This window comes from Endozoicomonas sp. ONNA2 (assembly GCF_024606365.1).
Taxonomy (GTDB): Bacteria; Pseudomonadota; Gammaproteobacteria; order Pseudomonadales; family Endozoicomonadaceae; genus Endozoicomonas.
Map to the genome: position 1 here is coordinate 1 of NZ_JAHHPO010000844.1, position 7509 is coordinate 7509.

Below are 7509 nucleotides of genomic sequence, written 5' to 3' on the forward strand. Positions count from 1 at the left end.
TTCGACAAGCTCAGGGTGAACGGAAATCGGGAACTTATTAAAAGACAATTCCTTAAGCGGTTGGCAGCGCCACCGCCATACGGCTATAGTGGGGAATTCCTGTAGCCAGGGCTACAGTCAATAGCCAGCGTATTCACTGACCCATATAGCTGATTACAATCACTGTAAGAACTTAACCTGAATATGTTGAATTTCTGCTAAACAATCTGCTAAACAATCTGCCTAAACAACTGGGCTCACCTTAAAATGACGGCAATACTTGAGATATCAGCAGATCATTTATCCACTTTTTCTCTGGCAGCACAGCAGAATGCCTATCCGCTTTTACGTAATCTGAGCGTGCTTTACCAGGCTGGCTCCGATGATAAGTCAGCAGATTCAGGAGCCTTAAAAAGGCTCGTGGTTAAGCTGAAGTCCGAGCCTGAGTTTTTTTCACAAGAAGAGTGGCCTATTGATGATATTCGGCCAGGTCAGGCTATTTCTCTCCAGCAACGGCCCTTGAAGGTATCCCATGACACACTCTTTACTCTGACTGATGAAACCAGCGTAACTCTCTTGATCACAGTGGAGTCCGCTGATGGATCACAAATATACGTAACAAAGTCAACGACAGTGGCTGTTTTGCCCGCAAACTTCTGGGGTGGAGAAAGTCGGCAACCTGATCTTTTGGCTGCTTTTGTCAAACCCAATGGTGTATACGTAGAGTCGCTGGTCAGGCAAGCCACAGAGGTTCTCGAAAAGAGTGGTCATGGTCGCAGTGCTGACGGTTATCAATCCAACACCAGAGAAAAGCCTTATTTAATGGCCGCCGCGCTTTGGAATGTCATATTTTCTCAGCGGCTTGCTTATGTCTCACCATCCGAAGATTTCGCCAGAGTCGGGCAGCGTATCCGGTTGGCAGCAGATATCAGTGCTTCAAAAATTTCAGCATGTCTCGATACCTCTGTGTTATTTGCCAGCTGTCTGGAGTTAATGGGATTAAATCCTGTCATTGCTTTAACAAAGGAGCATGCCTTTGTTGGCGTTTGGCTCATCGATGAATGCTTTCCGGTACTGACCAATGATGATCCCATGGACCTTCGAAAAAGAGTAGATGCAAGAGATCTCGTTCTGTTTGAAAGTACTTTGGTGACTAATGATCAGCCTGTTACCTTTGAGCAGGCAAAAGCTCGGGCCCGGGAGTTGATCAGTGAGGAAAAAGAGCAGGATTTTGTCTATCTCATTGACATTAAGCAAGCTCGTTCCAGAAAGATCAAGCCGTTAGCCAGTACAGAAACAAAGACAGAAGTACAAAGCTCTGAATCAGACAGTGAGTTAAATCTGCCCATCGTCCCTCCACTTCCTCCCGTAAGGGCTGATGAAAAAGTCGTTCAGGAAACCCCGGATACCCGCATAGATACCTGGCAACGCAAGCTGTTGGATTTAACGAAACGGAACGCATTGTTGGCTCTGAAAGACACAGCGGTTGCCATTAAGCTGTATTGCCCTGATATCAGCGCAATGGAGGACAAGCTTGCTGGCGGCACACTCTTTCGGTTTTTATCTGTTGAAGAAAGTCCCCTGAATGATAAAGAAAGAAGTGAGGAGATGTTCAGGCTTCAAGCGGGTTCAGATATTCATAAAGAGTATGCCCTTGAACAATTGAATAAGAACATTCTTATGGCCAATATGCCAAAAAAGAAGCTGGAACAGAACGCAATTAATCTGTTCCGAAAAGCCAAGAATGACTTACAAGAAGGTGGCTCCAATACCTTGTATCTTGCGGTTGGCATGCTGCGATGGAAAGAAAATCCTGAGGATGATCGATCTTATCGTGCTCCGCTTATTCTTATTCCGGCAGAGCTGACCCGCAGTTCTGCCCGGGCTCCTGTCAAAGTGAGGCAGCTCCCGGATGAGTCTCCCATTTTTAATATGACTCTGATTGAGTTTCTGGACAAAGAGCACAATATAAACCTTAACCAGTTTCGGGAATCACTGCCTGAAGATCAGTCGGGTATTGATGTTCATCATATCTGGAATACGGTTCGTGCAGCTATTTCAGAACAGCAGGGGTTTGAAGTGGTTGAAGAGCTGGTGCTGGGTTCTTTTTCTTTTGCCAAATACTTGATGTGGAAAGACCTTAAAGATCGAATAGATGACCTGAAAGAAAATCCTTTTGTTAAACATTTGGTGGATAACCCGCAGGAGGCTTATACACAGGATTCAAGCTTTGTTTCTGCTGGAAAAGTGGATCAGGAAATTGACCCGGAGAAAATATTCACCCCTTTGAACTGTGACAGCTCACAGCTGGTTGCCGTGGAAGCTTCTGGTCACTCTCAGGATTTTGTTCTGGAGGGGCCGCCAGGCACTGGTAAATCTGAAACCATTGCCAACATGATCTGCCACAATCTGGCATTGGGAAGGAAGGTTCTTTTCGTTGCAGAAAAAATGGCGGCTCTTCATGTTGTTTATCGCAGGATGGCAAAGGTAGGTCTGGATCATTTATGTCTGGAGCTTCATAGTAACAAGGCCAATAAAAAAGCGGTTCTTGAGCAACTTAAGTCGGCGACTGATAAACGGGTCAGCGCCCGGAGTAACGGCTGGATTCAATCGGTACAAACGCTCAAACAAAAGCGGGATAGTTTGAACGCTTATGTACAGGCACTGCATAAGAAATCTCCGTTTGGTCTCTCGGCCAGGGAGGCTATCGCCAGAGATGTTCTCTACAAAGAGAAACATCATTTTATTCTCGGATGGCCTGTGGGCTTTGAATCATCGCCGGTCAGATCAAAAGAGCAACTGGATGATTTACTGGAAACCGTTAAAAAAATCTCACTGGCAAATAAAGACATTGCTGACCTTGATCCTGACCAGTTCAAAATTCTAAAAGCACGTCGGTGGTCTAACGCCTGGCAAAGCCAGGTGTTAGATTGCCTCAGCAGATACCAGATTGCGCTCAATGATCTCTTGCCACAGGCTGTCACTCTTGTCTCCAGCTTTGGTCTCACCATCGATAAGCCAGCCATTGCTGCCTTGCATCAAACAAATGCCCTGGCTGGCCTGATTGAATCTGCTGAGTCGGATTCTTTTAATTTCCTTCTGGCCAGAGGGGCCAAAGGAGCGTTGGATGATCTGCAAACGCTGTGTCATTTAAAAGCGGAATTCGATCAGCTGCTAACGACGATAGGGCATAATATTTCACCCGAAGTTCTGACGGTGACCCCTGTTGCTGACTGGTGTGCCCTCCATGATGAGGCTCAAGGCCGTTGGTTGAAGTCGTTTATCACAAAGTTGAAGGTCAACAAAGCTGCTAAAAGGATAGGGTATAAGAAGTTTCAGGACTTAAACCTCCTCCCTGAGATACGTAAAGCAGCCAATTTACAGAATCACATCCTGTCCCTGACTGAAATCTTTGCAGAGGACAATATCTGGCAGGGCTGGCAAACCACCAGTGAAGACTTGGCCCAGGCAAATGACAGGTGTAATAGTATCCACCAAAACATTAAGCAGGCGTTGAGTCTTACTGATGATCCTGCAGCCCTGCTTACCGCCATAAAAACAAAACTGGTGGATGGCCGCGATTTCCTTGAAGGCTCCAGACTTGTTGTGCAAAAAAATGAATTCAAACAGGCATGGGTTACATTCAGTGACGTTGCCGAAGAAGCGGATACATTGGAGCTTCAGTTTTCAACCCAGGACTCTCTGGACGCGGTCAATTCAGCAATCGGTGCGTTAACAGCCAAGTCTGCAAAGTTCAATGTTTGGGTGAAATGGTTAGCTCAAAAAGAGGCAGCGGCCAATGTTAATCTTGAAGGGCTGACCCATGGTCTTGAAGCGAGGACCATTTTACCGGAAGACGCTTCGGATCAGGTAATGACTGCTTTTTGTCGCTGGCTTGCACCACAGCTGATTGATGATAGTGACGTATTGCGGCAGTTTACAGCGTCCAGCCATGAGCAGTTAATTGAAGATTTCAGAGTGTTGGATGCCCGGGTGGCTGAAACTACCAGCCAGTACGTCGCAGCCATTGCCGCTGAAACTGTGCCCGACCCGTTTGCCAAAGATAGCCCTAAAGAGTTCGGCGTACTGGCTCGAGAACTTCAGAAGAAAACACGTCATAAACCAGTCAGGACTCTTTTCAATGAAATGGGGGAGCGTATTCTGGATCTTTGCCCCTGCATGATGATGTCTCCACTGTCTGTGTCACAGTTTTTACCATCAGACTTCAAGGGCTTTGATCTTGTCATTTTTGACGAAGCTTCCCAGATGACTACATGGGACTCCGTTGGAGCTATCGCAAGGGGCAGGAATGTTATCGTTGTTGGTGATCCAAAACAGATGCCGCCCACCAGTTTTTTCAGTGGGTCTGGTCATAGTGATGATCCTGATGAAGAAGATTTAGAGTCAATTTTAGATCAGGCTCTTGCGGCAAGGTTACCCTGTTTGCGGTTGACCGGTCACTATCGCAGCCGTCACGAAACCCTTATCGCTTTTTCAAATAATAAATATTATGAAAACTCTTTGGTTACCTATCCGTCGTCTGATACCAAGGAGTCTGCGGTGACCCTTCATCGAGTTGATGGTGTTTACGCTAAAGGGAAGGGGCGTAACAATCCGATAGAAGCCAAGGCTGTGGTGGATGAAATAGTTCGTCGTTTAACTGATGAACAGCAATGCAGTCAAAGCATTGGCGTAGTGACGCTCAATACAGAGCAGCAACGCACGATTGAAGACCTGCTTGATAATGCTCGCAGGAAAAATCCGGATATTGAGCGCTATTTCCATTCTACAGACTCATACGATGGCGTATTCGTAAAAAATCTGGAATCCGTTCAGGGGGATGAGCGAGATATTATTATCCTGAGTCTTGGCTATGGGCCCGCAGAACCTGAAGCCAAAACAATGAGTATGAATTTCGGTCCACTGAATAAATCAGGTGGCGAGCGTCGTTTGAATGTTGCTATCACCCGGGCAACCAGTGAAGTACTTGTTTTTTCAAGTTTTGATTCCTCGATGATTGATCTGAGTCGTACTTCAGCCTTGGCGGTTGAACACCTCAAACATTATCTTGAATTCGCAGAAAAAGGCTCGGTTGCATTGGCCTGGCAAGCGACTGCCCAATATGGCGTTGATCAGTTTGACAGTGATTTTGAACAGGCTGTGACCTGGGCCCTGCGCGATAAGGGGTGGAAAGTTCAAACCCAGGTTGGGGTCAGTAAATTCAGGGTTGACCTTGGTATTGTGCATCCAGATTCGCCAGGCGTTTATCTGGCAGGGGTTGAATGCGATGGCGCTACATACCATGGCTCGCCATCGGCTCGTGACAGGGACCGGGTCCGGCACAGTGTGCTGGAAAACCTGGGTTGGCACCTGATCCGTTTGTGGTCAACGGACTTCTTTCAGGATCCTGAGGGAGCCATAGAAAGGGTCGATAGATTGTTGAAGGAACGACTTGACGGCCCAGCGGGGGTTCTGCTGATCGATCCTGTTAAGTGTCAGATTAAAAGTTGATTGTTGCCTGATGCAATGGAACTTCAGAGCAAATACTGTTGCAAAACAGGCATGGAACTTTGTGTGCGTAATTGACTCTAAATTGGGGAAAATAATCTATGCCAACCTGATCAAAATAGGGTCTTTAATTGATGGATATAAGCCAGAGCTTACCCCAGAACCCAGTCTCAGCCCACGCTGCTGCCAGAGAAAACACTGATCCCGGTGAACAGCAGGTTGGTGGGCTAAAAAAGATTCGTCAATCTGACCAGTCGCCGGATATTGGTCGACAGCAGGCATCATTGCCCGCAGGTGTTTATGACTCAGTCACTCCAGTTGAGCTGCCAGATCGAAAGATTGAGCGTCTGCCCCCGTCATTCATTTTAACGGTGCACAAACTCATTAAAACTCCGGGCTACTACACCTTTCATTCTGAACAGCGAGCACAACCGGACGCTTTTTCCGTGTCTTGCGTTGAGGGCCAGCAACTGCAGATTCGCAACGCCAGCCAGCCCCGCGGCACGGGCCAGCAGCAGGATTTAATGGCTAGTCCTGCTCCGGTTGCGCTGACACAACGAAAGACGGAAATCTCTGCAGCCACTTCATTCATTTTAACCGCCCACAATGTCATTAAAACCTCATGTTACACATTACTTTCGCAAGCTGCTGTAAGTTCCCTTCATGTAGCACTGGGAATTCTTTTGGATCAACCCATCACAATCACCAATGAACCGCCTGTCAATCTGGCCATCTACAGATTGCTCATTGCCGCATGCGAAGAAGAAGTGATTTTTCGATTCTGTATTCAAGACATGTTGCAGCGATTGTTCACGGCAACGGGTCTTGGCCCCCGTCGCGCTAAACAACTCAGCCTTGCAAGTTCGAGTCTGTTATTTGGGTTGGCACACGCCCGTAATAGCGGCAGGTTCGAGTTTGTAAATGTCACCTCCAGGATTCCACCCGGCTACTTTTTAGGTAAACTTTTTCAGGAAGAGGGTTTACTGGCCAGTTCAGCGGCACATGTACTGCACAACATAATCGTAATGAAATTGCTTCCGTCCATATTGGCAGCAGAAGGGATTAAAGCAGCTGCCCTCAGAGTGTTGCTGATGACCTACCTTGCAATAGGTATTGGCATTTATCTGGAGGCTTGTCCCGAAATAGCTTCCCCAAATTCTGATCACCAGCATAAGGGACCACGGAGGGAGGAACATTGAAGGAATGGGAGCCACTCTCACTCGAGAGTAGCTTTAAAGGCTCAGCGAAAGCGTTTGCTGGCAATTTCTGCTTGCTTTAATTCATGCTGAATCGCGCCGTAAATCTGTTGAAATTCACTGTCATAGCGAACCAGGCTTTGGCTGAATTCGGGCATTAACTGCGCCATTGACTCGCCGGTATTCTCAGGGAGCGTTTCCGGAATCTGTTTGATCGCTTTCGTTAGATGGTATTCCGTTTGACGGACAAAGGTCATCAGGCTCTCGTACTCCGTTCCCATGTTATGGGGCTCAGGTTTGCTGCCTGAACGGGAAAGTGCCATTGCATCAAATACCTGCTGAAGTCGACCATCATATTCTGCCAGAGCGGTATTGACCTGCCGCAGTTGGCTGACCTGACTCGCAGCCGTCGCAGCGCCCACTGGCGCGACAGGGGCTGATTGAACACTATCGCTGGCGTCGATGACGGCAACTTCGGGTTGTTTGCCAAAAGCCGTATCCGGACGAAATGGGTTGGTAGCGGCCAGGTTGGCCAGCACGTTTTCTACTTTATCAAAATCCATCTCCAGCATTTTTGGGATTTCAGCCAGTTGACTGGTATAGCTGGTTTCCTCTTTAGCCTCGGTATCTGCCTGAACTGATGGGCCTATCTGCGGGTCTTTAATCGGGTCGGGTTGGAATGGACGGTTATTGATCTGATCCGTCAGTGACGATGACATAGCACGTTCTCCTTTTTGGCCATTATCTAAAGATTAGTTGATAGTTTTTTTCTATCAGAGTGGTTTGATTGTTTTATTTTTATAATTGAGAATCATTATCATAAAAT

At 47.2% G+C, this 7509-nt stretch carries 3 protein-coding genes; 2 read left to right on the forward strand and 1 reads right to left on the reverse strand.

The genetic code is table 11. The annotated features are described in order from the left end of the window. The first annotated feature begins 246 nt into the window (after window positions 1-246). A complete protein-coding gene (locus tag KDK14_RS15000) occupies window positions 247-5490 on the forward strand; it encodes a DUF4011 domain-containing protein (RefSeq protein ID WP_257265982.1) in 5244 nt (1747 codons plus the stop codon). Window positions 5491-5621: 131 nt separating this feature from the next. Next, window positions 5622-6686, forward strand: a complete 1065-nt coding sequence (locus tag KDK14_RS15005) for a CPBP family intramembrane glutamic endopeptidase (protein WP_257265983.1) — start codon at window positions 5622-5624, stop codon at window positions 6684-6686. Between the two features lie 41 nt (window positions 6687-6727). Here KDK14_RS15005 and KDK14_RS15010 read toward each other — a convergent pair whose 3' ends face one another. Beyond that, window positions 6728-7402: a hypothetical protein gene (locus KDK14_RS15010; protein ID WP_257265984.1), complete on the reverse strand. Its 675-nt coding sequence runs from the start codon at window positions 7400-7402 to the stop codon at window positions 6728-6730. Between the last annotated feature and the right edge of the window lie 107 nt (window positions 7403-7509).